This window comes from Oricola indica (assembly GCF_019966595.1).
Taxonomy (GTDB): domain Bacteria; phylum Pseudomonadota; class Alphaproteobacteria; order Rhizobiales; family Rhizobiaceae; genus Oricola; species Oricola indica.
In genome coordinates this window covers 413,982-434,667 of sequence record NZ_JAINFJ010000003.1, presented here as the reverse complement: position 1 = coordinate 434,667, position 20,686 = coordinate 413,982, and the positions used below count along the sequence as shown (strand labels likewise).

The 20,686-nt window shown below is 60.8% G+C and carries 26 protein-coding genes and 1 pseudogene; 19 read left to right on the top strand and 8 right to left on the bottom strand.

The annotated features are described in order from the left end of the window. Window positions 1–109 precede the first annotated feature (109 nt). Complete coding sequence (locus LC343_RS10840) at window positions 110–295, top strand: hypothetical protein (protein WP_223477126.1); 186 nt, start codon at window positions 110–112, stop codon at window positions 293–295. Window positions 296–301: 6 nt separating this feature from the next. Here LC343_RS10840 and LC343_RS10835 read toward each other — a convergent pair whose 3' ends face one another. The 6 genes and pseudogenes from LC343_RS10835 to LC343_RS25345 form a co-directional block, all read right to left on the bottom strand. Then, on the bottom strand, window positions 302–850 hold the full coding sequence (locus LC343_RS10835; RefSeq protein WP_223477125.1) for a DUF1254 domain-containing protein: 549 nt from the start codon (window positions 848–850) through the stop codon (window positions 302–304). Then, complete coding sequence (locus LC343_RS10830; RefSeq protein WP_223477124.1) at window positions 843–1,430, bottom strand: DUF1214 domain-containing protein; 588 nt, start codon at window positions 1,428–1,430, stop codon at window positions 843–845. The genes LC343_RS10835 and LC343_RS10830 overlap by 8 nt, the downstream gene beginning before the upstream one ends. 57 nt (window positions 1,431–1,487) lie before the next feature. Next, a complete protein-coding gene (locus LC343_RS10825) occupies window positions 1,488–3,656 on the bottom strand; it encodes a transglycosylase domain-containing protein (RefSeq protein ID WP_223477123.1) in 2,169 nt (722 codons plus the stop codon). Between the two features lie 129 nt (window positions 3,657–3,785). Beyond that, a complete protein-coding gene (locus LC343_RS10820; protein ID WP_223477122.1) occupies window positions 3,786–4,166 on the bottom strand; it encodes a DUF983 domain-containing protein in 381 nt (126 codons plus the stop codon). A 215-nt stretch (window positions 4,167–4,381) separates the two neighbouring features. Beyond that, complete coding sequence (locus LC343_RS10815; RefSeq protein ID WP_223477121.1) at window positions 4,382–5,344, bottom strand: DMT family transporter; 963 nt, start codon at window positions 5,342–5,344, stop codon at window positions 4,382–4,384. 117 nt (window positions 5,345–5,461) lie between these two features. Continuing rightward, a pseudogene (locus LC343_RS25345) lies at window positions 5,462–5,848 on the bottom strand (cell wall hydrolase); the annotation flags it as partial. 597 nt (window positions 5,849–6,445) lie between these two features. On the opposite strand from LC343_RS25345, the gene LC343_RS10805 reads away from it, so the two are divergent. Next, a complete protein-coding gene (locus tag LC343_RS10805; RefSeq protein ID WP_223477119.1) occupies window positions 6,446–7,435 on the top strand; it encodes an IS1595 family transposase in 990 nt (329 codons plus the stop codon). Between the two features lie 40 nt (window positions 7,436–7,475). Here LC343_RS10805 and LC343_RS10800 read toward each other — a convergent pair whose 3' ends face one another. After that, the gene (locus LC343_RS10800) at window positions 7,476–8,501 is read right to left on the bottom strand and encodes a hypothetical protein (protein WP_223477118.1); all 1,026 of its coding nucleotides are present in this window, start codon (window positions 8,499–8,501) and stop codon (window positions 7,476–7,478) included. A 219-nt stretch (window positions 8,502–8,720) separates the two neighbouring features. Here LC343_RS10800 and LC343_RS10795 point away from each other — a divergent pair, with 219 nt between their 5' ends. Then, on the top strand, window positions 8,721–9,323 hold the full coding sequence (locus tag LC343_RS10795; protein WP_223477117.1) for a hypothetical protein: 603 nt from the start codon (window positions 8,721–8,723) through the stop codon (window positions 9,321–9,323). Window positions 9,324–9,810: 487 nt separating this feature from the next. Then, window positions 9,811–11,094, top strand: coding sequence for a DNA-packaging protein (locus LC343_RS10790; protein WP_428982547.1), 1,284 nt, complete (start codon window positions 9,811–9,813; stop codon window positions 11,092–11,094). A gap of 26 nt (window positions 11,095–11,120) precedes the next feature. Here LC343_RS10790 and LC343_RS10785 read toward each other — a convergent pair whose 3' ends face one another. Further along, on the bottom strand, window positions 11,121–12,008 hold the full coding sequence (locus tag LC343_RS10785) for an SDR family oxidoreductase (RefSeq protein WP_223477115.1): 888 nt from the start codon (window positions 12,006–12,008) through the stop codon (window positions 11,121–11,123). Between the two features lie 94 nt (window positions 12,009–12,102). Between LC343_RS10785 and LC343_RS10780 the strand changes: the two genes are divergently transcribed. From LC343_RS10780 to LC343_RS10710, 15 genes are all read left to right on the top strand, one after another. Then, window positions 12,103–12,534 (top strand): winged helix-turn-helix transcriptional regulator, encoded by a 432-nt coding sequence (locus LC343_RS10780; protein ID WP_425419000.1) that lies wholly within the window; start codon window positions 12,103–12,105, stop codon window positions 12,532–12,534. A 91-nt stretch (window positions 12,535–12,625) separates the two neighbouring features. Further along, on the top strand, window positions 12,626–13,810 hold the full coding sequence (locus LC343_RS10775) for a phage portal protein (protein WP_223477114.1): 1,185 nt from the start codon (window positions 12,626–12,628) through the stop codon (window positions 13,808–13,810). Between the two features lie 50 nt (window positions 13,811–13,860). After that, window positions 13,861–14,205: a DUF6107 family protein gene (locus tag LC343_RS10770; protein WP_223477113.1), complete on the top strand. Its 345-nt coding sequence runs from the start codon at window positions 13,861–13,863 to the stop codon at window positions 14,203–14,205. Next, complete coding sequence (locus tag LC343_RS10765) at window positions 14,195–14,866, top strand: HK97 family phage prohead protease (protein ID WP_223477112.1); 672 nt, start codon at window positions 14,195–14,197, stop codon at window positions 14,864–14,866. Before LC343_RS10770 ends, LC343_RS10765 begins: the two co-directional genes overlap by 11 nt. Window positions 14,867–14,874: 8 nt before the next feature. Further along, complete coding sequence (locus LC343_RS10760; protein WP_223477111.1) at window positions 14,875–16,110, top strand: phage major capsid protein; 1,236 nt, start codon at window positions 14,875–14,877, stop codon at window positions 16,108–16,110. Window positions 16,111–16,186: 76 nt separating this feature from the next. Continuing rightward, window positions 16,187–16,756 (top strand): head-tail connector protein, encoded by a 570-nt coding sequence (locus tag LC343_RS10755; protein ID WP_223477110.1) that lies wholly within the window; start codon window positions 16,187–16,189, stop codon window positions 16,754–16,756. Window positions 16,757–16,758: 2 nt separating this feature from the next. Further along, window positions 16,759–17,091 (top strand): phage head closure protein, encoded by a 333-nt coding sequence (locus LC343_RS10750; protein WP_223477109.1) that lies wholly within the window; start codon window positions 16,759–16,761, stop codon window positions 17,089–17,091. Next, window positions 17,088–17,234, top strand: a complete 147-nt coding sequence (locus LC343_RS10745) for a hypothetical protein (RefSeq protein ID WP_223477108.1) — start codon at window positions 17,088–17,090, stop codon at window positions 17,232–17,234. The genes LC343_RS10750 and LC343_RS10745 overlap by 4 nt, the downstream gene beginning before the upstream one ends. Continuing rightward, window positions 17,218–17,625 carry a DUF3168 domain-containing protein gene (locus tag LC343_RS10740; RefSeq protein WP_223477107.1) on the top strand — a complete coding sequence of 136 codons (408 nt, stop codon included), beginning with the start codon at window positions 17,218–17,220 and terminating at the stop codon, window positions 17,623–17,625. The genes LC343_RS10745 and LC343_RS10740 overlap by 17 nt, the downstream gene beginning before the upstream one ends. Before the next feature lie 33 nt (window positions 17,626–17,658). Then, entirely contained in the window at window positions 17,659–18,066 is a 408-nt protein-coding gene (locus LC343_RS10735; protein WP_223477106.1) for a phage major tail protein, TP901-1 family, read from the top strand. Further along, window positions 18,063–18,383 (top strand): gene transfer agent family protein, encoded by a 321-nt coding sequence (locus LC343_RS10730; RefSeq protein WP_223477289.1) that lies wholly within the window; start codon window positions 18,063–18,065, stop codon window positions 18,381–18,383. The genes LC343_RS10735 and LC343_RS10730 overlap by 4 nt, the downstream gene beginning before the upstream one ends. Continuing rightward, window positions 18,376–18,585, top strand: a complete 210-nt coding sequence (locus LC343_RS10725) for a rcc01693 family protein (protein ID WP_223477105.1) — start codon at window positions 18,376–18,378, stop codon at window positions 18,583–18,585. Before LC343_RS10730 ends, LC343_RS10725 begins: the two co-directional genes overlap by 8 nt. Then, the gene (locus LC343_RS10720; protein WP_223477104.1) at window positions 18,548–19,156 is read left to right on the top strand and encodes a phage tail tape measure protein; all 609 of its coding nucleotides are present in this window, start codon (window positions 18,548–18,550) and stop codon (window positions 19,154–19,156) included. The genes LC343_RS10725 and LC343_RS10720 overlap by 38 nt, the downstream gene beginning before the upstream one ends. 9 nt (window positions 19,157–19,165) lie before the next feature. Further along, window positions 19,166–19,774 (top strand): DUF2460 domain-containing protein, encoded by a 609-nt coding sequence (locus tag LC343_RS10715; RefSeq protein ID WP_223477103.1) that lies wholly within the window; start codon window positions 19,166–19,168, stop codon window positions 19,772–19,774. Next, window positions 19,771–20,664: a DUF2163 domain-containing protein gene (locus tag LC343_RS10710; RefSeq protein ID WP_223477102.1), complete on the top strand. Its 894-nt coding sequence runs from the start codon at window positions 19,771–19,773 to the stop codon at window positions 20,662–20,664. The genes LC343_RS10715 and LC343_RS10710 overlap by 4 nt, the downstream gene beginning before the upstream one ends. Window positions 20,665–20,686: the final 22 nt, after the last annotated feature.

Here is a 20,686-nt window from a genome sequence, read left to right as displayed (position 1 = left end):
AATGCTCCCGTGTCATTTCGAGAGCAGCGTAACGGCCAAAGCGTTAGCAAGTTGTTAACCATGAAATGTCAGGGCTTATGTATCGCATTCAGCGAGCGAGGAATAGAACATGGCACAGGTTGTCGCGTTCCCATCATTCGCTCCGCGTACCGCCCGCCGTCCGAAAACGGTCAGACGGGTGGATGGAGACAGCGTATTCGGCAAAGTGATCGTTTTCACCGGCGTGTGGCATGAGCGCGTCGATGGCGAGGATTTACCCGAGGCCCCGAAAAAGAGACGCAAGCCGAAAAAATAGCGACGTCTAGATCGGCGTGGTGTTGCAGTTGATGCGGTCTATGAACTCACGCACGACAGGTTCGTAGGTCTCGTCCGGACGGAAGATTCGCAGCACAACGAAGCCGCTGCTGCGGTTCGTCTCGGCCATGACGGCGTCGGCCAGTTCCGGGCGAGGGGACTGGCGAAGGATGCGCATCTGCAATGGTTGCGCGACCACAAGGTCGAGATTTTCCGTCGCGACAATCCGATCGTTGGCGGAAAAGCGAATGCGGCCGAGATCATCGAAGACCGCGACGGACCAGAAATCTCCCGTCGCCGGAGCGGTGATCGAGAAAATACCTGCCGAGAGATCATAACGGCACGCAATGACGGCGAACATCGGATCGAGCGTTCGAGCCGCCGCGAGTTCCACTCCATAACGGTCCAGGCGGACTGGATCGTTCAACGCGACACGGGTCTCGACCTGCCGCCACACGTCGTTTTCCGACAGTTGCGGAAGCATGAGGATGACGGCGAGGTGCACCAGCGCAGCCCCCACCAGTCCGACCAGCGTCGCATAGATGATCCTACCCATTGGTGCATCCAAGCTTTTTGACCACGGGCATGCGCAGTTCCGAAAGGCCGGTATCGCTCGCGATCGCCGTGTCGTAGAGCGAGAGCACCAATGCGAACGGTCCACTGGCGCCGGCATAGAGCCAGTTGCGCGGTTGTGGGAGAGGGGCGATCCGGATGTCGAAATCGCCATCGCTGAAACGCAGGATGGAACCGGAATGAAGGGCGGTCGGGATGGCCTCTTCCGGCGCATCCATTGGCGCATCGTTGCGAAGAACATAGAGCGTCCACAGGCGTGCGCCGGGGGTGTCGCCTTCGATAATGTAGGTGCAGCGGGCGTTCAGCCCATCGCCGGACTCGTCGGTCTGGCGTACGAACGCCAGTCCTTCGGCTTTCGCAAGCGGCAACCCGCCAGAGCGTGAATAGTACGCCTGAACATACGGGTCCGGGCTGTTCGCGCCGATCCCTGAGCTGGCCCGCCAGTCGTTGATCTCCAATTCGCCGAGCAACGCCATCTGCCCGGATGCCCACACGGCCGATCCAATGCCGAGCACAAGCGCGAGCGCGACGCTGAACAGGAGAGTGGACAGTTCTCGGATCATATCGGTGTTGTGCCGGAAAGCGTCAGGAAATCAATCGTAAACGCGGCATGACCCGGACTATTTCGGGCGGGTGCTTGCTACGGTCAGGTCGTCGGCGTTGAGCGGTTTGGCGCTTTCGAGACGTTCGCCCAGCCGGTTAAGGAAGCCTGACATCGCCGCGGACAGAACGCGCGGCCGGGCTCCCTGTTCCGCGGCTTCCGCAATCGCGTCCTGCGACGTGTCCTTCTGCTGCCCGTTATCTGGCTGCGGAATGCCCGGTATCGCTTTGAGTTCGATACCCGTATGGGCAAATTCCATGATCCGTTGCCATGTCATCGCGGGCAGGCTGCCGCCAGTGAGCCGGTTTGTCGGCATGTAGTTGTCGTTTCCGTACCAGACCGCAGCCGTGAAATTGCCCGTGTAGCCCACGAACCACGCATCACGATAGGACTGCGTCGTGCCGGTCTTGCCGGCGGCTGTTGTCATCTTGAGGTCTGCACGGCGCCCGGTTCCCCATTTCGGCACGTTGGCCAGCATCTGGTTCATGTAAAGCGTCGTTTCTTCGGACAAGATCCGGTCGCCAACGAATTCGGTATCGTCTTTCTTGTAAAGCGCGTCGCCGGCCACGCTGATGATCTGGGTGAAGGCGTGGCGCCGATGAGCGTATCCGCCCGAGGCAAATGCGAGGTAACCCGTGGCCTGATCAAGCACCGTGATGCCGGACGTGCCGAGCACCATGGTGTGGTGCTTGATGATCGGCGAGGTGATGCCCATCCGGTGGGTGAGTTCGACGATCTGATCGGTGCCTTTCAGATAGTCGCGCGCCAGACGTACCGGCACGGTGTTGATCGACTTGGCGAGAGCGGTGGCCAGCGTCACGTTACCGCGGAAAGAACGGCCGTAGTTCTTCGGCGACCAGCCACGCCAGGTGACAGGCCCGTCGCGCACGACGCTATCGGGCGTAAGATCGGAGTTTTCCAGCGCTGCCGCGTAGACATAGGGCTTGAAGGACGATCCGGCTTGTCTTTCCGCGGCCGTGGCCCTGTTGAACTGGCTTTCGCCATAATCGCGCCCGCCGACGATGGCGCGAACCGCGCCGTTGTTCTCGATCAGCACCACCGCCGATTCCGAGACGTTGTACTGTTTGCCGTTTTGGCGAAGGAAGAACTGGACGGCTTCCTCGGAGGCGCGCTGCAGGTCGCGGTCGAGCGTCGTGCGCACGACGATAGAGCGGTTCGGCAGCCGGTTCGATATCATGTAATTCTTGGTTTCCTCGAAAGCCCAGTCGAGGAAATAGTCGGGACTGTCGGCCGTATCGCGCAGGACGGCGTCAGCGGGGTGGCGACGGGCACCGGTCACCTGGCCTTCGGTCATGAAACTGGCCTGAACCATATTGGTCAGGACCTCGTTGGCGCGGGCGCGGGCCGCCGGCAGGTTGATGTGCGGCGCGTAGTTCGCAGGTGCCTTGAACAGGCCTGCCAGCATGGCGCTTTCGGCAAGGTTGACGTTGCGAACGTCTTTGCCGAAGTAGAACTCGGAGGCCGCAGCCACGCCGAAAGTGCCGCCGCCCATATAGGCGCGATCGAGATAGAGCTTCAGAATCTCCTCTTTCGACAGGTTGGCTTCCAGCCACATAGCCAGGAAAGCTTCCTTGATCTTGCGCTCCAGCGACTGTTCCGGAGTCAGGAACAGGTTTTTGGCGAGCTGCTGCGTAATGGTGGAGCCGCCCTGCACAACCGTGTTCGCGCGCACGTTCTCGCTCATTGCGCGAACGAGGCCGAAGATATCGATGCCATAGTGATCGAAAAACCGCCGGTCTTCCGTCGCCAGAACAGCCTTGATCAGGTGATCCGGCAACTCGTCGATCGGAACGGCGTCGGAGTGCAGGATGCCGCGTTTGCCGATTTCATTGCCGTAACGGTCGAGGAAGGTGACCGCGAACTCGTCCTGTTCGCGCCAGTTTCCCGCTATCTCCTCGGAAGCCGGCAAGGCGAGCATCAACATGACGACCAGACCGCCCGCACCGAGCGTCGCGCTTTCTCCGAGGATTTCGACAAGAAAGCGCTTGAACCCGCGGGCACGGAAGCGCCTGAAGAAAATGATTATTTCTTCCCAGAATTCGGCTGCCGCGAAGCGGGATTCATAGAGTGTCGAATCAATCCACGCATCGACCTCGAGCAGGAACGAGCGCTTCCTGATCCGGCCTTTCTCGCCCTCGGAGGATTCGGTTTTCTCTGATTCTTCCATCTGGTCGCCCGCATCCCTGCGCTCAAATCCGCCTGGCCTGTTCAGTTGCGAACCGACCCGGCCTTGCTATGCGCTGCATACCCCTACGATACACATGCCGCATTTACATCGCGACCTCAAGCGAACTCGCTATTCCTGGGTATCAAGTTTGCCCTGTTCTGCCTTGTGGTAGTACTGACTTGCAACAAGCCAGCCTTTTATCGGCCGAAGCGGCAGGATACACAGGACGATCAGGAGCGGAAGCGTGATGAGCGCGGTCAGCCAATAGGACGCTCCAACGCCGAGGATCATCCAGAGGACGAAGCCGAGTACCGGCACGGATGCAATAAGCATCACAAAGAACGCGGGGCCGTCGGCCGCATCTGCGAAAGTCAGATCGAGATCGCAGACGTCACACCTTTCCTTCAGCGTGATGAAACTCTTGAATATCGAGCCCTGACCGCAGCGTGGGCATTTTCCGGCGGGGCCGACAGACAGGGGCGGCAGCGGCGGATACTGGTCGTCTCTCATTGGGGGTACTCCATTTCCTGCTCACATAGTCGATGCAGGCTCGAAAGTGGAGTGGCGGATGGTCGCGCGGCCCGCCGTGGAACGAGTAGGGCGCCCGCACCTCACGTGCCCATGGGTAATAGCAAGCGACCACCCGCTAAAATACTTCGTGGCCAGTCTGGCCGCGTTGCTATGAAAACGCGGTCTTTCTCCAGTCGGTTCGAGGCGGCGGAAGATCAGCTTCGGTCCTTGCGCCACCATCCTTTCGGCCTTGGCGATGGGCCCGTGTCGTAACGCAGGTTGGGGGTGCGCAGGACGGGATTGCGCTCGGAAACGTCCGGGCGGCTTTCGCGCCAGACAATGAAAATGCCCGACCCGATAATGATCGATGCGCCGATGGCGACCATCGTGTCCGGCTTCTCCGCGAAGAAGACGACACCGTAAAGGGTTGCCCAGAGGATCTGGCTATACTGCATCGGCGCGACGACGGCCGCCGGCGCGAACCGGTATGCCGTGATGGAGCAGAGCTGTGCGATCACAGACAGAAGACCGACCGTGGCCATCAATCCCAGCGACGGCAATTCGATCGGGACATATGTCCAGGGGAGGGCCGCGCCCATCACGATCATCGATGCGAGCATCGGGTAAAGGATCAGAACGGCGGAGCGCTCCTCTCCGCCGATCTTGCGGACGATGATCGTCGCGGTTGCCGCCGCGCATGCCGAGCAGAGCGCGGCGAGGTGTCCCGGTGAAAATTCCGTCATGCCGGGTCGCAGCACGATCAGCACTCCGATCAGGCCGACCACGACTGCTGCCCAGCGGCGCGCCCTGACGGTCTCGCCGAGCAGTGGAACCGACAGTGCCGTGATCAGCAGCGGCGTCGCGAACAGAAGGGCGTAGACCTCGGCGAGCGGCAGTTCGACGAATGCGTAGAACGCGCAGCTCATGGCGGTGAGCGAGAGGACGGCGCGGGCAAGGACGAGCCACGGATGGCGCGGGCGGAAATTGCCGGTGGATTGGTCGGCGAGAACCATCACCGCCAAGGGAACGAAGGCGAAGAGCATGGCGAAGAAGATGATCTGAAAGATCGAGTAGTCCTGTCCCAGCGCCTTGATGATCGCATCGTGCGTGGCGAACAGGGCAAAGGCCAGGAACGCAAAGCCCAAGCCGCGAGCGGGCGAAGTGCTGCCGCCATCCATCCGTATCGGTCTCCTTGAAGAATGCTGTCCGGTCTTCCCACCGCAGCGAAGCCTATATGCGAAAGCGCCGCGCCGGTCATCCCGTGCGCGGCGCTTTCGGCCAAGATTCCGCCGTCGTCAGCCTCGATAGAAGATGTGGTTTCCGATCTTGGAGAGGCGCTTCATTTTTCGCGCCCAGCGGGGGCTGACGTAATCCGCGTGATAATGGGTCGCCGAGAGGGTCGCGCCGGGTGTGCCGCGTCCCTTCACGATGTCCGACGCGATGGATTTGGCGCGGCTCCACGCTTTCTTCTCCTTGGCGATATCGGGCCGACCGTCGCAAGCGAAGGAGAATTGGCACGCATTGCGGCGCTTCGCGTTCTGATAGACCACGCCGCATATGGTTTTCGGATAGGCTTTGCTCGCGACACGGTTGAGGATGACCTGCGCGACCGCTTTCTGACCGCGCTCGGGCTCGCCGCGCGCCTCGAAGTAGATCGCCGTGGCGAGACAGGCGAGTTCGCTTTTCGGTACCGCCGGCGTCGTATCGATAATTGGCGGGTTGAGATAGGCGACAGGTGGAACCGCGAGCGGCATCACCGGATCCTTCGACTCGAGCGCATGAGGCGACAGAAACAGTTCGTGGCGAAGCAGGAACGCTACACGTGGATCGGGAAGCGGGGGTTTATACAAAGGCATGCTGGCGACGGATGTGGCCGCGAGGATGACCGCAAGAACGGACAGGCGGACCGTGCGCGCGAATTTGCGCTCGGCGGAAAGGAGCCGGATCATGGTTGTCTTTTTCTTTTGACTTGGAGGCGGTAAGTCTAAACCGCGATTTCGTTAGACGCTGAAAAGCCGCGGCTCTTGTTGAAAGCAAGGCGGATTTCTGTCGAATTCGTGAATTGCGGCCGACTTACAGAAATGTTTCACATAATCTAGTCACGTTTTAAAACATCATAATATTTCGCGTTATTACATCCATAATGTTTAGCAACATCTGGTTGTATGGTGTGGATCATTCGCGTTAATCGTTCGGCGGAAAAAATAGGAAAATAATCCTAATTATATACTTGACAAAGTATGGTCCTGACTCCATATTGGAATCAAGGAGTTACGGCCATGAAACTTGATAGCCCCATCTTCACAGACGTAGACGCAGCCCGCGAGCATCTTGAAGCACAGCGCTGGCCGCATGGTCCGCTTTGCCCTCATTGCGGCAACTGCGATCCGGCCCGTATCCGCAAGATGGAAGGCAAGGCGCACCGTCCTGGCCTCTACAACTGCATGGAATGCCGCAAACAGTTCTCTGTCACTGTCGGAACCGTGTTCGAACGTTCGAAGATCCCGCTCAACAAGTGGCTTCTGGCGACCTTCCTTATGGCGTCCTCGAAAAAGGGCATGTCCGCGCACCAGCTTCACCGTATGCTTGGCGTTACCTACAAGACCGCTTGGTTCATGGCGCACCGTATTCGCGAGGCCATGACCGAAGATGGTCCTGACGCTGGCCCCATGGGCGGGGAAGGCAAGACCGTCGAGGCTGACGAGATGTATCACGGCAAGCGCGAGACGCCCCGTGAGTATGCCCGTCCCCGTGCCCGCAAGAACTGGAAGCCTACCAAGTCAGGCAAGGCGGGCGGTGCGCAGAAGCGCGTTATCGTCGGTCTCGTTGAGCGCGGCGGCAACACCCGCATGTTTCACCTGAACAACGCCACGAAGGACTCCGTTCGCGATATTCTCGTGCGCAACGTCTCCCGCGATACGACGCTCTACACCGACGAAAGCCGCCTCTACAAAGAGACCGGCAAGGAATTCGCCGCGCATCGCACCGTGAAGCACTCTGCGAAGGAATACGCCCGCCGCGAAGGTGATGTTGTGGTTCACTCCAATACGATTGAGAACGTGTTCTCTGTGTTCAAGCGCGGCATGATCGGCGTCTATCAGCATTGCGGCGAAGCGCATTTGCATCGCTACCTTGCCGAATACGGTTTCCGCTACAATCGCCGCTCTGCGCTCAAGATCACCGATAGCGAGCGCCATGACGATTTGCTGTCTCGCATCGGCGGCAAGCGTCTTACCTATCGGCGGATTAACGAAGCCAGTTACGCCTAAGCAGAAGGCGAGAAAACTAGCGCTTAGGCGCAAGCGAAAGTCATGATTTTTTTCGTGGCGTCCACGCTCGGCGTACCTTAGCGTCCCGCAAGTCACGGCCGATCTGCCGCCCAGTCAGTTCAACCATGATCTGCTTGCGAGAAGATTCGGCTTTCCAGAGTGCGTTCAAGGTGCGGCGGTTTTCTTCGATATCTCTGATATACGCGTTTATGGGCGGGCCAGACTTTCGCCGAATCTTGACCCTAAAATGATGGGCTTCCGCCGCATCAATGGCCTCAATTTTTGCCAGCTCCGTGAAGGTTACTTCTTCGGACCTGCGACGAGACCGCCTATTCAAATCAACGAGGACCGCTTTCGAAAGAGATATTCCCTGCACCGTCACAACGTCAACGTCGGCGGCGTGACTAAGCAATGCATCTCTACCAGCAGAAGCAAGCTCGCTGATCTGGTGTACACGCTTGTCGTTCTTTGCGGCCTTATTTAACGTATCCTCGATGGCGGCATCCTGATCAGATTCTATCAGTTGCTCAATTATGCTGCGATATTGCTGATCCTCTTCGGCATCATCCTCTAGCTTTTCAATTTCGAGCGCGTGCTGAAGATGTAGCTTGTATGTCTGAAACCCCCCGTACATTGCGGCTAGGGCAAGGACTAGGATTACAATCTGTTTGCCGGTCAACTTATCACCCAGCCTTTTCACGATTTCCCCGATAGGCCCTTCAAGGATGCTCTTAATGCCGGTCGTGCCTTCACTTACCACAAAAACAAGATCGAGGTCAGCACGAGCATCATTCGGGAGTTTCGTGATATGGGAACTATCTTTCAGGATTAAGGCGCTAGATCGTAGAAAATTATCCTGAAACTCGACGAGTCCTCGCATAAACGCCGTTGGCAGCGAAGAATGGTACTTCTCACCCTTGGCATGAAGATCAATGCTCGCCCAAGCAAAAGATGATGAATTCAGGTCGACATCATCGGCATCGATCTCATCGTCAATTAAGCGCCGCAGAGTCAACCATGCGTCAGCCTCCGAAGAAATTCGGATCGGAACATCAAGCTTCGCCAAGAATCGCCCTCCCACACCAGCGAGGGCAACAGAAGCATTGTTGCGCTATTATGAAAAGACCAAGACCGCCAATGAGCGGAATCCCGCTATTATTCTTCGCGCTTTTCCTCGCGCGGATGCTCGGGGTAGCGTCTATTCTCGCCCTTCTTCGGATTAGGCGGGGTTTCGAGCATCCGCCTGAGCGTGTCGTTGAACTTTTGGTCGTCGGATTTTTTATCGGTGTCAGACAAATCGAAATTCCCTATTGAAGACCTTGAGCGCGCTATTGGACGCCTCTGCATCGCATGGGCGCACCTGGAAGACGACTTCTTCAGCTTGCTGAATTACCTCATGGGCCACGTTGATGTTTCAGCCTTCGAGATTCTTCGGAACGAACTGGATCTTCGGGACGCGCTCGAAATCTCCAAGAACATAGCACTCCACTATCAGGCAGACGTCACATCGCCGCATATCGTGCGGCTGTCAGATTACGTCAACAACACAATCAGACCTGAACGAAACAGGATTGTCCACGACCCGATTTACGGGTTTGGAGGCGGCTTCCTTGAGCGTGTGACGTACACTTCAAAACTAAGGAAACAGCCTAAGCCCGCGCGCTTGGAAATTACACATTACACAAAAATTTGGCCGGGCTCGGTAAACCGGATTACAGGATTGATAGAGGTAGCCGAATCCTACCTATCCCCAATCATTCGGTGTCTTGACGAGGGGATCGATGAGGGGGAGCCAAGTGAGGAAGCGCTATCGGCGTTGGCGGACGGTGAATCCGCCTTTGCGGCTTCCATCGCGAGATATATCGAGGAAACCAAATCGGACGGATAGATCGAAAAATCATCCTCCGGTATCCAGCGCGCCAACTCGTCCTTCCCCGCCTCAATCATCTCGGGCGTGACCTGAATTTCCTGCTCTTTTTCGGTGCCGGCCTGTCCCGACTCATTATAGGAATTCATTCTGCTTTGTCACGTATATAATTAGGAAAATAATCCTTGACGCCGTGACGGTCCTCGTGTAAGGTTACGGCATAATCAGAGAAATGGGTCGAGAGCCGGATGCCAACCGCATCGCGGCTCTTTTTGTTGTCGCCTTGCCGGGAGACGCTTCTTGGAAAGCTCCAACGAAAACACGAAGCCGAGAGGTGCGGGCAGGGCTCCTGCAAGCAAGCCGAACGCGCTGAAGCCCGGCGACACATGTCCGACATGCGGCGGTATCGTCGGCCGCCCGGAAGAGACCGTAACATTCACGACGTCGGAACTGGCGGATGCGCGCAAGGCGTTCGAAGAGCTTGTCGATCGACACATTGCCACCCGCGATGCTGAAGGCGCTTCCGGGGAAGATAAGTGACATACAGTGCGCGGATCTTCTCCATTTCTGGCCGTTTGTCGGAAGACCGGCCCAACTGCCGCCCGATAGCGATTGGCGCAACTGGCTGATTCTCGCCGGGCGCGGTTTCGGCAAGACCCGTACCGGCGCGGAATGGTTGCGAGAGCAGGTCAAGGCCGGAGCAATGCGGCTCGCGCTGATCGCGCCGACCATGGCCGATGCACGCGATGTCATGATCGGTGGCGAGAGCGGCGTGCTTTCCGTTTGCTGGAAAGGGGATCGGACGCATGGCGGAGAATTGCTCGGCAGGCCGGTCTTCGAGCCGACGAAACGCAGGCTGTCATGGCGAAACGGTGCGACGGCAATGGTATTTTCGGCAGAGGAACCCGATCGCCTGCGCGGTCCGCAAAACGAGAAGATTTGGGCGGACGAGTTATGCGCCTGGAAATATCCACAAGCGACATGGGACATGGCCATGTTCGGACTTCGGCTGGGAACGTCCCCGCAAGTCTGCATCACGACGACGCCGAAGCCTCTCGGTTTGCTGCGGGATATCCTCAAGGACCCGGCGACCGCAGTCACGCGAGGGGCGACATTCGACAATGCCGCCAATCTCGCGGCCGGGTTTCTGGATACGGTTCGCGCGAAATACGAGGCAACCAATCTCGGTCGTCAGGAACTGTATGCCGAAATCCTCGACGAAGCCGAAGGCGCGCTCTGGTCGAGAGCGGCCCTGGATGGAATACGCCGAGAGAGATCACCGGCGTTGACCCGCATCGTGGTCGCGGTCGATCCGCCGGCAGGATCGAAGACGACATCGGACGCTTGCGGGATCGTCGCGGTCGGCCTGGCCGCAGATCGAACGGCCCATGTCATTGCGGATTGTTCGCTCCGGGCGGCAAAGCCATCCGCCTGGGCGGCAAGGGCGGTGGCGCTTTATCAATCGCTGGAAGCGGACCTGATTCTGGCCGAGGTCAACCAGGGAGGCGATATGGTGGAGGCGGTGATCCGTCAGGTGGATGAGAGCGTGGCGCTTAAGAAGGTGCATGCGGGGCGGAGCAAGTGGCTTCGCGCAGAGCCGGTTGCCGCACTTTACGAGCAGGGGCGCGTGACCCATGCCCGAGGGCTGGATGCCCTCGAGGACGAGATGTGTGCATTTGGCACCGACGGGCTCGCCTCCGGCCGATCACCCGACCGCCTTGACGCACTTGTCTGGGCCATGAGCGATCTGATGCTGAAAGCGCGGGGAGAACCGCGGGTAAGGGGATTGTGAAAATGCCCCGTACCCGCTCCAACCAATCAGATTGCTCCCGACGCGGTGACCGCCTCGCCGACGCTGTCCCGCCAGGATGTGGTCGGACGGCCGATCAGGCGCGAGAGAGTGCGGCTGTTGTCCTCGAGCGCGCCTTTCGCCGTTCCCGCGTCGCTGTCGGCGAGCATTGCGGCAATCGGGCCCGGCAGGCCCGCCGCTTCGAGAAGGGAGGCGAATTCAGATTCGCTCATGTCGGAATAACTCACCGGTTTGCCCGCAGCGGCGGAAATCGCGGAGGCGAACTCGGTCATCGAATAACTCTCGTCGCCGGCGAGCTCGTAAACCGCATTCGGTTCCGTCGTTTCGGCGGAGAGAACCGCAACGGCGCCTTCGGCGAAATCCTGCCGCGTGGCGCTGGATGTACGCCCGTCGCCGGCTGCACCGGGATAAGCGCCGTGTTCGATCGCGGGTGCGATCGAGCCGGTCCGGTTCTCCGTGTACCAGCCGTTTCGCAGGAATGCATAAGGAATGCCGGATGCCTTGATTGCGGCTTCTGTTTCCCGGTGCTCGGACGCAAGACCAAGCGGCGACGTGTCGGCATGGAGGATCGAGGTGTAGGCGATGAAACCAATGCCGGTCTTATGGGCCGCGCTCACGACGTTGGCATGCTGCGCGGCGCGCTGGCCAACTTCCGATGATGAAATCAGGAGCAGGCGGTCGATGCCGTGAAATGCCTTCTCGAGCGATACGGGGTCCCCGTAGTCACCGATGCGGACCTCGATGCCCAGCGCTTCGAGTGAGGCAGCGGCCTCCGGGCGTCGAACGAGCGCGACGATGTTTCCGGCCGGCACTTTGTTTGCGAGTTCGGTAACGGCGAGGCGGCCAAGCTGGCCGGAGGCGCCGGTTACGAGGTATTTTGCGGTCTGGTTTGTCATTTTTAACTCCTGACGATATTCTTTGGTCTCAATATGAGATATGGTCTCATTTCGTTACCGCATCTCGACAGGCCTTGGAAGGAGGCAGTTTTCAGTGACCAGGGAACACGAAGGTAACCATGCGGCTGCTTCCGAGACGGTGGGCGAACATTTTGACGCCTGGCATGAAGCGGGCTTTGCCGAAAACTGCCCGGTTCGCGATGTGCTGGATCGCATTGGCGACAAATGGTCAGTCCTGATCCTGACCGCGCTTGCCCGGGAGCCGAAAAGGTTCAGCGCCCTCAACAGGGATGTCGGCGATATCTCCAAGCGGATGTTGACCCAAACGCTCCGTTCTTTGCAGCGCGACGGACTGGTGGAACGGACTGTGTATCCGACGACACCGCCAACGGTAGACTACCGCCTGACGGAACTCGGGCACTCCGTGCTCGAACCTCTTACGGCTCTCATAGGCTGGGCCGAAGCGCGTCACGACGATATTCGCACCGCGCGTCATGCGTTCGACGAAGAGGCGGAAGCCGCGTAGCCGCTCGGCCTTACGCCTGGAAAAATGAGATCAGAGAGAGGGCCGCTTGCGGCCCTTTTTTGATTCCGAAACAGCAACATGGACCGCTTTCATGAATCAAACCGCGAACTGGCTTGCACGGACTTTCGGGCTTGGCCGTCAGAAAAACGCTGCGCGGCATCTCGCCGAAGCGAAAGCCATGCCCTATGGATTCCTCGTCATGCATGGCGCGGGCGCGGCGGCGTGGACATCGGCCTCCTATGGCGCCTTGTCGCGCGAGGGCTTCATGCGCAATCCGGTCGTGCATCGTTGCGTCCGAATGATCGCCGAAGCCGGCGCCGCCGTGCCGTGGCTCGCCCACAAGGGCGAGGAGGAGACGCCTGACGATCCGGTCCTTCGGCTGATCGGGCGACCCAACATGCGAGACAGCCGGGCAACGTTCCTTGAGACGCTCTACGGCCACATGCTGCTCTCCGGCGACGCTTTCGTGGAACGGACAGGGGAAGGCGATAGCGAGGCACTTTATCTTCTGCGCCCGGACCGGGTGTCCATCGTGACAGGTCCCGACGGCTGGCCGGTCGCAATCGACCATCGGTCGGGCGCCGAAAAGAGGCGCATTCCGCTCGATGCCGAAGACGGCACGCCCCGCGTGCTGCACCTGACGCTGTTTCATCCGCTGGACGATCTGCGCGGTTTCGCGCCGCTGGAGGCGGCGCTTATGGCGCTCGACATACACAACGCAGCGGGCGCCTGGAACAAAGCGCTGCTCGACAACGCCGCAAGACCTTCCGGGGCGTTGGTCTATGCACCATCCGAAGGCGGCAACCTCGCGCCGGAACAGTTCGAACGGCTGAAGCGCGACCTGGAGGCGGAGTATTCCGGAGCATCCAATGCCGGCCGCCCCTTGCTGCTCGAAGGTGGCCTGGACTGGAAGGCAATGGGTCTCACGCCGAAGGACATGGACTTCATCGAAGCGAAGCGTGCCGCCAGCCGCGACATCGCACTGGCCTTCGGCGTGCCGCCCATGCTGCTCGGCATACCGGGAGACAACACCTATGCGAATTACCGCGAGGCGAACCGCGCCTTCTATCGATTGACGGTCCTGCCCATGGTGGCGCGCACGGCCGATGCCTTCGCCCGCTGGCTGGGTGAGGGGAGCCTGAGGCTCACGCCCGACGCCGACGCGATCGAAGCGTTGTCAACCGAGCGGGATGCGCTCTGGGCGCGGCTGGAGCGGGCCTCCTTTCTCACGGAAGACGAAAAGCGTGAGGCCGTCGGTTACGGCGCGAGGGCTTAACCGCGCTGGCTTCGGCCGCGAACCCGACGACGATCAATCAGGAGACATTCATGACCATGACGGACTTGTCGCCGGCCGCATCGCTGTGGCTGGCGAAAACCGCCGGAGCGCTTGCCGGGGCGGCGATTTCGCTTGCCTGGCTGCTGCCGAAGAGCCGGCGCGATGCGGGGTTGCGCTTTCTCGGCTCGGTAACGGCCGGCCTGGTTTTCGGCGGAACGGCGGGGCTGGCCGTCGCGGAAAAGCTCGGCATTGCCGATCTGCTTTCCACCCAGGAGATGGCGTTGGCTGGCTCGGCGCTCGCAAGTCTTTCGATCTGGTGGGCAGTCGGTTTCGTCGTGCGTTACGGCGAACGGCTGATCGGTGTCCGATCCGGTGGAGATCGCCATGCCCGCTGATCGCAACAAGCTCGAGCACAAATTCAACCGGGTCGATCTGGAAGGGCAGGACGGGCGGATTGCCGGCTACGCCTCTGTTTTCGGTGTGGTTGATCTCGGCAAGGATGCTGTCGAGCGCGGCGCTTTCGCGAAATCGCTCAAGACGCGGGGAACAGGCGGCATCCGGATGCTTTTTCAGCATGATCCGGCGCAACCGATCGGGCGCTGGACCGACATCCGGGAGGATGCGCGCGGTCTCTATGTAGAAGGGCGTATTTCCACCGAGGTCGCGAAAGGACGGGAGGTCCTGGCGCTTCTGAGGAATGGCGGTCTCGACGGGCTTTCCATCGGATTTCGAACCGTCAAGGCGCGGAAGGATGCGCGAAACGGCATACGCCGCATCCAGGAAGCCGACCTCTGGGAGATTTCAGTGGTCACCTTTCCGATGTTGCCCGAAGCGCGGGTCACGGCCGTCAAGGCCGGGCGACTGCCGACAGCACGCGAATTCGAACGCTGGCTCGTGCGGGACGCCGGGCTGACCAGAAGCGAGGCCAAGGCGGTGATCGCCGGGGGCTTCGCCTCGCTCCGGAGCAGCCGGGATGGCGCGGCTGGAGAATCGGGCCTCGCGGCGGCGATACGGCACGCGGCCCGCCAAATCCAACAGACACGAGGAACGAAATGAGACAGGACATGATGACCGCTCCCGAACTGAAATCGGCGGGCGAAGGCGATGTGGCCGAAGCTTTCGACGATTTCATGCATGCTTTCGACGAGTTCAAGCAGGCGAATGACGAGCGTCTGGCGCAGATCGAAAGCCGCTTCGGTGTCGATGGCGTGACGAACGACAAGGTCGAACGTATTTCGCTGGCGCTGGACGAACAGAAGCGCGTGCTGGACGCCTTGCAGCACAAGCAGGCGCGGCCACCGCTTGGCGGCGGCGAGCCGATCACGCCAAGCGAGCACAAGTCGGCCTTCGAAAACTATGTGCGGCGCGGTGACGAGCGGCGCCTGCAGGCGCTCGATGCCAAATCGATGAGCATCGGATCCGGACCAGATGGCGGATACCTGGTGCCGCCCGAAACGGAGGCCGCGATTGGCGCGAGACTGCGCGATATTTCGCCGATCCGGTCGATCGCGAGCGTGAGGCAAGTCTCCGGCTCCGTGCTCAAGAAGCCGTTTTCGATCGGCGGACCTGCCGTCGGCTGGGTCGGGGAGACGGACGCACGACCCGAAACGGCGGCATCGACGCTGAAGGAACTTCAGTTTCCGACGATGGAACTCTATGCGATGCCGGCCGCAACCGCAGCATTGCTGGAAGATGCGGTCGTCGATATCGACCAGTGGATCGCGTCGGAAGTGGAAGCCGCGTTTGCCGAGCAGGAAGGCACCGCCTTTGTCGTTGGTGACGGGGATGCGAAGCCGCGCGGCTTTCTCGATTACGACCAGGTCGCCGAGGCGAGCTGGGCCTGGGAGAAGATCGGTTACGTGGCGACCGGAGCGGATGGCGCGTGGCCGGCCGCCGATCCGTCAGACAAGCTGATCGACACGATCTACGCGCTGAAAGCCGGTTACCGGCAGAATGCCAACTGGGTGATGAACCGCACGACCCAGGCGGCCATTCGCAAGTTCAAGGACGATGACGGCAACTACATCTGGCAGCCGCCCGCGGCCGCCGGTCAGCGCGCCATGCTGATGGGCTTCCCGCTCGTCGAAGCCGAGGACATGCCGGATATCGGAACCGACGTGACGGCGATCGCCTTCGGTGATTTCCGCCGCGGCTACCTCGTCGTCGATCGGACCGGGGTGTCGGTGCTGCGCGATCCCTATTCCGCCAAGCCCTATGTGCTGTTCTACACGATCAAGCGCGTTGGCGGCGGGATGCAGGACTTCGACGCAATCAAGCTGCTCAAGTTCGGAACGGCGTAAGCCCGACCGATAACAGGCGGTCCCGGAGCTCTCCTCCCGCCGGGGCCGCCTCGTTTCCTCTTTCATGGACAAAATGATGACCTATTCGCAAATTGCCGCACCGGCGGCGATGCCTGTGACGCTTGCCGAGGCCAAGGCCCATCTGCGGGTCACCTCGGATACCGAAGACGACACGATCACGTCGCTGATTGCAGCGGCGACACAATACCTCGAGCGCGATACCGGACAGTCTTTGCTCGACCAGCAATGGCGGGCCTATTTCGATGCCGTCCCGCGCGATGGCGTGCTGGAACTCATGCGTTCGCCGGTGCGCGGTATCGTTGCCGTCACCATCTACGACAGCGCTGGTAATCCGACCGAACTCGACGGATCGGAGTACTACGTCAATCTCGTCTCCCGACCTGCGCGGGTTCGTCTCGTCGATGGCGTCACCGCGCCCATGCGGGCCAATGGTATCGAGATCGATTTCGACACGGGATACGGCGAGGCGGGCACGGATGTACCGGACATGCTGAAGCGCGCGGTCCTCGTCCTGGTGGCACACTGGTTCGAGTTTCGCGGTGTCTTCGATGCGGCCGATCAGCCGGTTTCGGTCCCCGCGCTCTATGCGCGCCTGACCCGGCACTTCCGTTTCCTCTCGGTGTGACCATGCGTGGGACCTTTTTCGATCCGGGCAAACTGCGTCACGAGATGGTTCTGGAAGAAGCGACGCGGATCGCCGACGCTCTGGCTGGCCACGCGGAAAGCTGGCAGGCGATCGCGATCATGTGGGCGCATCTGGAACCCGCGGCGGAAATCGTGAGCCGCGCCGGCGGCGAGGAGACCGAGATCACGCATCGGGTGGTGCTGCGCTACGATGTGCGCGTCTGGCGAGGACGCCGCCTGAGGATGGGGGAGCGTTTCTTCGCGATCCGCGCGGTGCGCGATCTCGATGAGAGCGGCCGCTACCTGCTTTGCCTGACGCGCGAGGAAACAGCATGAAACTGACCATGCAGATGACCCTCGACGGGTTGGTGCGAGCGCTTCGGACGCGCGCGCAGATTGCCGTCGATGAAAGAACCGATGAACGGCGCCCGGAAAAGCCGAAGCCGGAAACGGAGGACAGCGATGAGCGCCGCGCATGATCTTCAGGCGGCCATGGTCGCGGCCCTGAAGGCCGACGCTGAACTCGTCGCGCTGCTGGGCGGCGCGGAGCGCATCCTCGATCGGGTGCCGCCCGAGCTGGAATTTCCTTTCGTCGCAATCGGCCGGACCAGCGCGCAGGACTGGAGCACTGACGACCGGGCGGGTGAGGAGCATCTCGTCACAATGCGCTGCTGGTCGCGGGAAAAAAGTCGCTCCGAAGTGCTCGCGCTTGCGGAACGCGTGACGACGGCTCTTTCGTCTCTCGAAGGCTCATTCGGCGACACCCGGGTTGTCTCGTTCAGGATCATTTCGAACGAGCACGGCTATGAGCCGTTGGATCGCGCCTGGCGCGCGGTGCTTCGGTTTCGCGCCTTGACTGAACCCGTCTGATCTCACTCAAAACCGAACACAGGAGACGCGGCGATGGCATCGCAACGCGGCAAGGATCTGCTTTTGAAATTTTGGGACGGCGCTGCGTTTGCGACCGTCGCCGGGCTTCGGTCGAAGCGCATCAGCTTCAACGCACAGTCGGTCGACATCACGGATTCGCAGTCGGCGGGGCGCTGGCGCGAATTGCTCGACGGTGCAGGTATCCAGCGGGCATCGATATCGGCCGCAGGCATCTTCAAGGATGCGTCTTCCGATGAACTCGTGCGCGCGGCCTTCTTCGCCGGGGCGGTGACGACGTGTCAGCTGGTCATCCCCGATTTTGGCACTATCGAGGGCGGTTTCCAGATCACGTCGCTGGACTATTCCGGCAATCACGACGGAGAGGTCACCTTCGATATCGCGCTGGAATCCGGCTCGGAACTGACATTCGGAGCCGCCTGATGCTGATCAACAGGAAGCGCGGGGAAATTTCCGCCGATCTTGGAGGCAAGGAGCGGGCCTTGTGCCTGACGCTTGGTGCTCTCGCCGAACTCGAAGCGCATTTCGGCGCGGACGATCTGACCGCGCTCACGCAGCGCTTCTCGTCGGGAAAGCTGTCGGCCGACGACCTGCTGACTATCATTCACGCCGGGCTGAAGGGTGCGGGCCACACCTTCAATCGCGAAGAAGTGGCCGAGATGCAGGCTGAGGGCGGCGCGGCGGGCTACGCCCTGATCGTCTCGGACCTATTGCAGGCGACGTTTGGTGGCGATGGCTGAGAAGTTCCCCTGGGATGCGGCGATGGCCTTCGGTTTCGCCGTTATGCGGCTGTCGCCCACAGAATTCTGGGCGATGACACCGCGCGAATTGGGCGCCGCTATGCAGGCCTTCGGACATGGAACACAGGAGGCGCCGGGACGACAGGCTCTCCAGAGCCTGATGAATGCCTATCCGGACCGTAAGGAGCCAAACCGTGGATGAACAACTGACGATTGCCATTGAAGCCGATACCACGGGCTTCGAAGCGGCATTGAAGACACTTGAGCGCCAGGCTTCGTCCTTCGGTTCGACGCTGACGGGCGCGCTGAAAGGTGCCGTCGTCTCGGGCCGGTCGCTGGAGGACACCCTTCGCTCCATCGGCCGTGGTTTGGCGATCGACGCCTTGAATGCCGGGCTGTCACCTTTGCAGAACCTGCTGAACGGTTTCGCCTCGCGGGCGTTTGCAGGTTTTTCGGGCGTTCTGCCTTTTGCGCAGGGCGGTGTTGTCGGCGCCAACACGATGTTCGCTGGCGGCGGTGTGCTGGCCGCTCCTGCGTATTTCCCGCTGTCCGGAGGACGCACCGGCCTGGCCGGCGAGGCGGGGCCGGAAGCGATCCTGCCGCTTAGCCGCGGGGCGGACGGCCGGCTCGGGGTTTCGGCTGGAGAGAGTGCATCTTCAGTGACCGTGAACGTCACGATTTCTACGCCGGATGCCAATTCCTTTCGCAAATCGGAAGCACAGGTTTCCGCGGCGTTGGCGCGTGCCGTCGCGCGTGGCCGGCGCGCAAACTGAGGTAGATCGATGAGCTTTCATGACGTGGTTTTCCCTTCGCGCCTCGCATTCGGCGCGACTGGCGGGCCGGAAAGGCGCGTGGAGATCGTGCGGCTGGCTTCGGGGTTGGAACAACGCAATGCGCGCTGGTCTCGCTCGCGTCGGCGCTACACGATCTCCACCGGAATCAAATCGTTCGCCGACCTGCATAACCTGCTGGAATTCTTCGAGGAACGCGGCGGGCCGTTGAACGCTTTCCGGTTCCTAGACCCGGTCGATCACGGTTCCGTGCCGCCGGGGGAGGCAATCGCGCCAACCGACCGGGCGATCGGTGCGGGCGACAGCGAGACTGTCGAGTATCGACTTTCGCTCGGAGGAGGTCGTCTCGTAACCAAGCCGATAGAGGGCACGGTTCGTGTGGCAGTGGATGGCGTGGAATTGCCGGGCGCCGAATACACAGTCGATCCGCTGACGGGCGTGGTCACCCTGCAAACCGCGCCGGTCGCGGAGGCGGTGGTGACCGCCGGTTTCGAATTTCATGTGCCGGTGCGTTTCGACAACGCGCACCTTGCCCTGACGCAGACTGCGTTCGCGGCAGGCGAGATTCCGGAGATCCAGCTGGTGGAGGTGTTCGAATGACAGCGTTGCCGCAGTCTTTGAAGGAGCATCTCGATGGCGACGTCACAAACGTCTGTTTCTGCTGGATCGTTCGCCGCAAGGACGGTGTCGTGCTCGGCTTCACCGATCATGATCGCGCGTTGATCGTGGACGGCATCACCTGCGAACCGGATACGGGCTTCGTTGCCGGCGCGATCGAGTCCGGCCTCGGATTTGCCGGCGATACCTCGGAGGTGGGTGGCGCGCTGTCGTCCGAAAGAATCTCCGACGCGGATATCGAGGCGGGAAAATATGACGAGGCTTCGGTCGAGCAGTGGTTGGTCAATTGGGACGAGCCGGAACAGGCGGGCCTGCTGAAGCGGCATTCGGTCGGCGAGATCCGGCGCATCGACGGCGCGTTCAAAGTGGAGCTTCGCAGCCTGTCCGCGAAGCTCGACGAGCGGCGCGGCCGGCACTTTCTACGCAGCTGCGACGCGAATCTTGGCGATGCGCGTTGTGGCTTCGACACGAACACGCCGGGTTTTTCGGCGACAGGAACGGTCGTCGAAAGCGGGTTGGGCGAACTCCGTGTTGTGGGGCTCGCCGGGTATGACGAAGGCTGGTTCGTGCACGGGCGGCTGTCCTGGACGTCCGGCCTTCTGGCGGGTACGGCGGCAACGGTGGCGACACTACGTGCCGGCACGGCCCCCGGGGAACATGCGATGACGCTGTTCGAGCCACGCATGTCCGGCATCGAGGCCGGCGATACCTTCACAGTCGAAGCGGGTTGCGACAAACGCTTCGGGACCTGTCGGGCGAAGTTTTCCAACGGACTCAACTTTCGGGGTTTCCCCCACATTCCCGGGAATGACGCAGCACTCAATTATGCCGACAGCGAAGGTGATTTCGATGGCAGCCCGCTCATCCCATGAGGCAACTCGAGCGCGGGCGCTC

Coding starts and splice junctions, on each gene's coding strand:
- LC343_RS10840 (WP_223477126.1), top strand. CDS start 110: ATGGCACAGGTTGTCGCGTTCCCATCATTCGCTCCGCGTACCGCCCGC.
- LC343_RS10835 (WP_223477125.1), bottom strand. CDS start 850: ATGGGTAGGATCATCTATGCGACGCTGGTCGGACTGGTGGGGGCTGCG.
- LC343_RS10830 (WP_223477124.1), bottom strand. CDS start 1,430: ATGATCCGAGAACTGTCCACTCTCCTGTTCAGCGTCGCGCTCGCGCTT.
- LC343_RS10825 (WP_223477123.1), bottom strand. CDS start 3,656: ATGGAAGAATCAGAGAAAACCGAATCCTCCGAGGGCGAGAAAGGCCGG.
- LC343_RS10820 (WP_223477122.1), bottom strand. CDS start 4,166: ATGAGAGACGACCAGTATCCGCCGCTGCCGCCCCTGTCTGTCGGCCCC.
- LC343_RS10815 (WP_223477121.1), bottom strand. CDS start 5,344: ATGGATGGCGGCAGCACTTCGCCCGCTCGCGGCTTGGGCTTTGCGTTC.
- LC343_RS10805 (WP_223477119.1), top strand. CDS start 6,446: ATGAAACTTGATAGCCCCATCTTCACAGACGTAGACGCAGCCCGCGAG.
- LC343_RS10790 (WP_428982547.1), top strand. CDS start 9,811: ATGCTGAAGGCGCTTCCGGGGAAGATAAGTGACATACAGTGCGCGGAT.
- LC343_RS10785 (WP_223477115.1), bottom strand. CDS start 12,008: ATGACAAACCAGACCGCAAAATACCTCGTAACCGGCGCCTCCGGCCAG.
- LC343_RS10775 (WP_223477114.1), top strand. CDS start 12,626: ATGAATCAAACCGCGAACTGGCTTGCACGGACTTTCGGGCTTGGCCGT.
- LC343_RS10770 (WP_223477113.1), top strand. CDS start 13,861: ATGACCATGACGGACTTGTCGCCGGCCGCATCGCTGTGGCTGGCGAAA.
- LC343_RS10765 (WP_223477112.1), top strand. CDS start 14,195: ATGCCCGCTGATCGCAACAAGCTCGAGCACAAATTCAACCGGGTCGAT.
- LC343_RS10760 (WP_223477111.1), top strand. CDS start 14,875: ATGATGACCGCTCCCGAACTGAAATCGGCGGGCGAAGGCGATGTGGCC.
- LC343_RS10755 (WP_223477110.1), top strand. CDS start 16,187: ATGACCTATTCGCAAATTGCCGCACCGGCGGCGATGCCTGTGACGCTT.
- LC343_RS10750 (WP_223477109.1), top strand. CDS start 16,759: ATGCGTGGGACCTTTTTCGATCCGGGCAAACTGCGTCACGAGATGGTT.
- LC343_RS10745 (WP_223477108.1), top strand. CDS start 17,088: ATGAAACTGACCATGCAGATGACCCTCGACGGGTTGGTGCGAGCGCTT.
- LC343_RS10740 (WP_223477107.1), top strand. CDS start 17,218: ATGAGCGCCGCGCATGATCTTCAGGCGGCCATGGTCGCGGCCCTGAAG.
- LC343_RS10735 (WP_223477106.1), top strand. CDS start 17,659: ATGGCATCGCAACGCGGCAAGGATCTGCTTTTGAAATTTTGGGACGGC.
- LC343_RS10725 (WP_223477105.1), top strand. CDS start 18,376: ATGGCTGAGAAGTTCCCCTGGGATGCGGCGATGGCCTTCGGTTTCGCC.
- LC343_RS10720 (WP_223477104.1), top strand. CDS start 18,548: ATGCCTATCCGGACCGTAAGGAGCCAAACCGTGGATGAACAACTGACG.
- LC343_RS10715 (WP_223477103.1), top strand. CDS start 19,166: ATGAGCTTTCATGACGTGGTTTTCCCTTCGCGCCTCGCATTCGGCGCG.
- LC343_RS10710 (WP_223477102.1), top strand. CDS start 19,771: ATGACAGCGTTGCCGCAGTCTTTGAAGGAGCATCTCGATGGCGACGTC.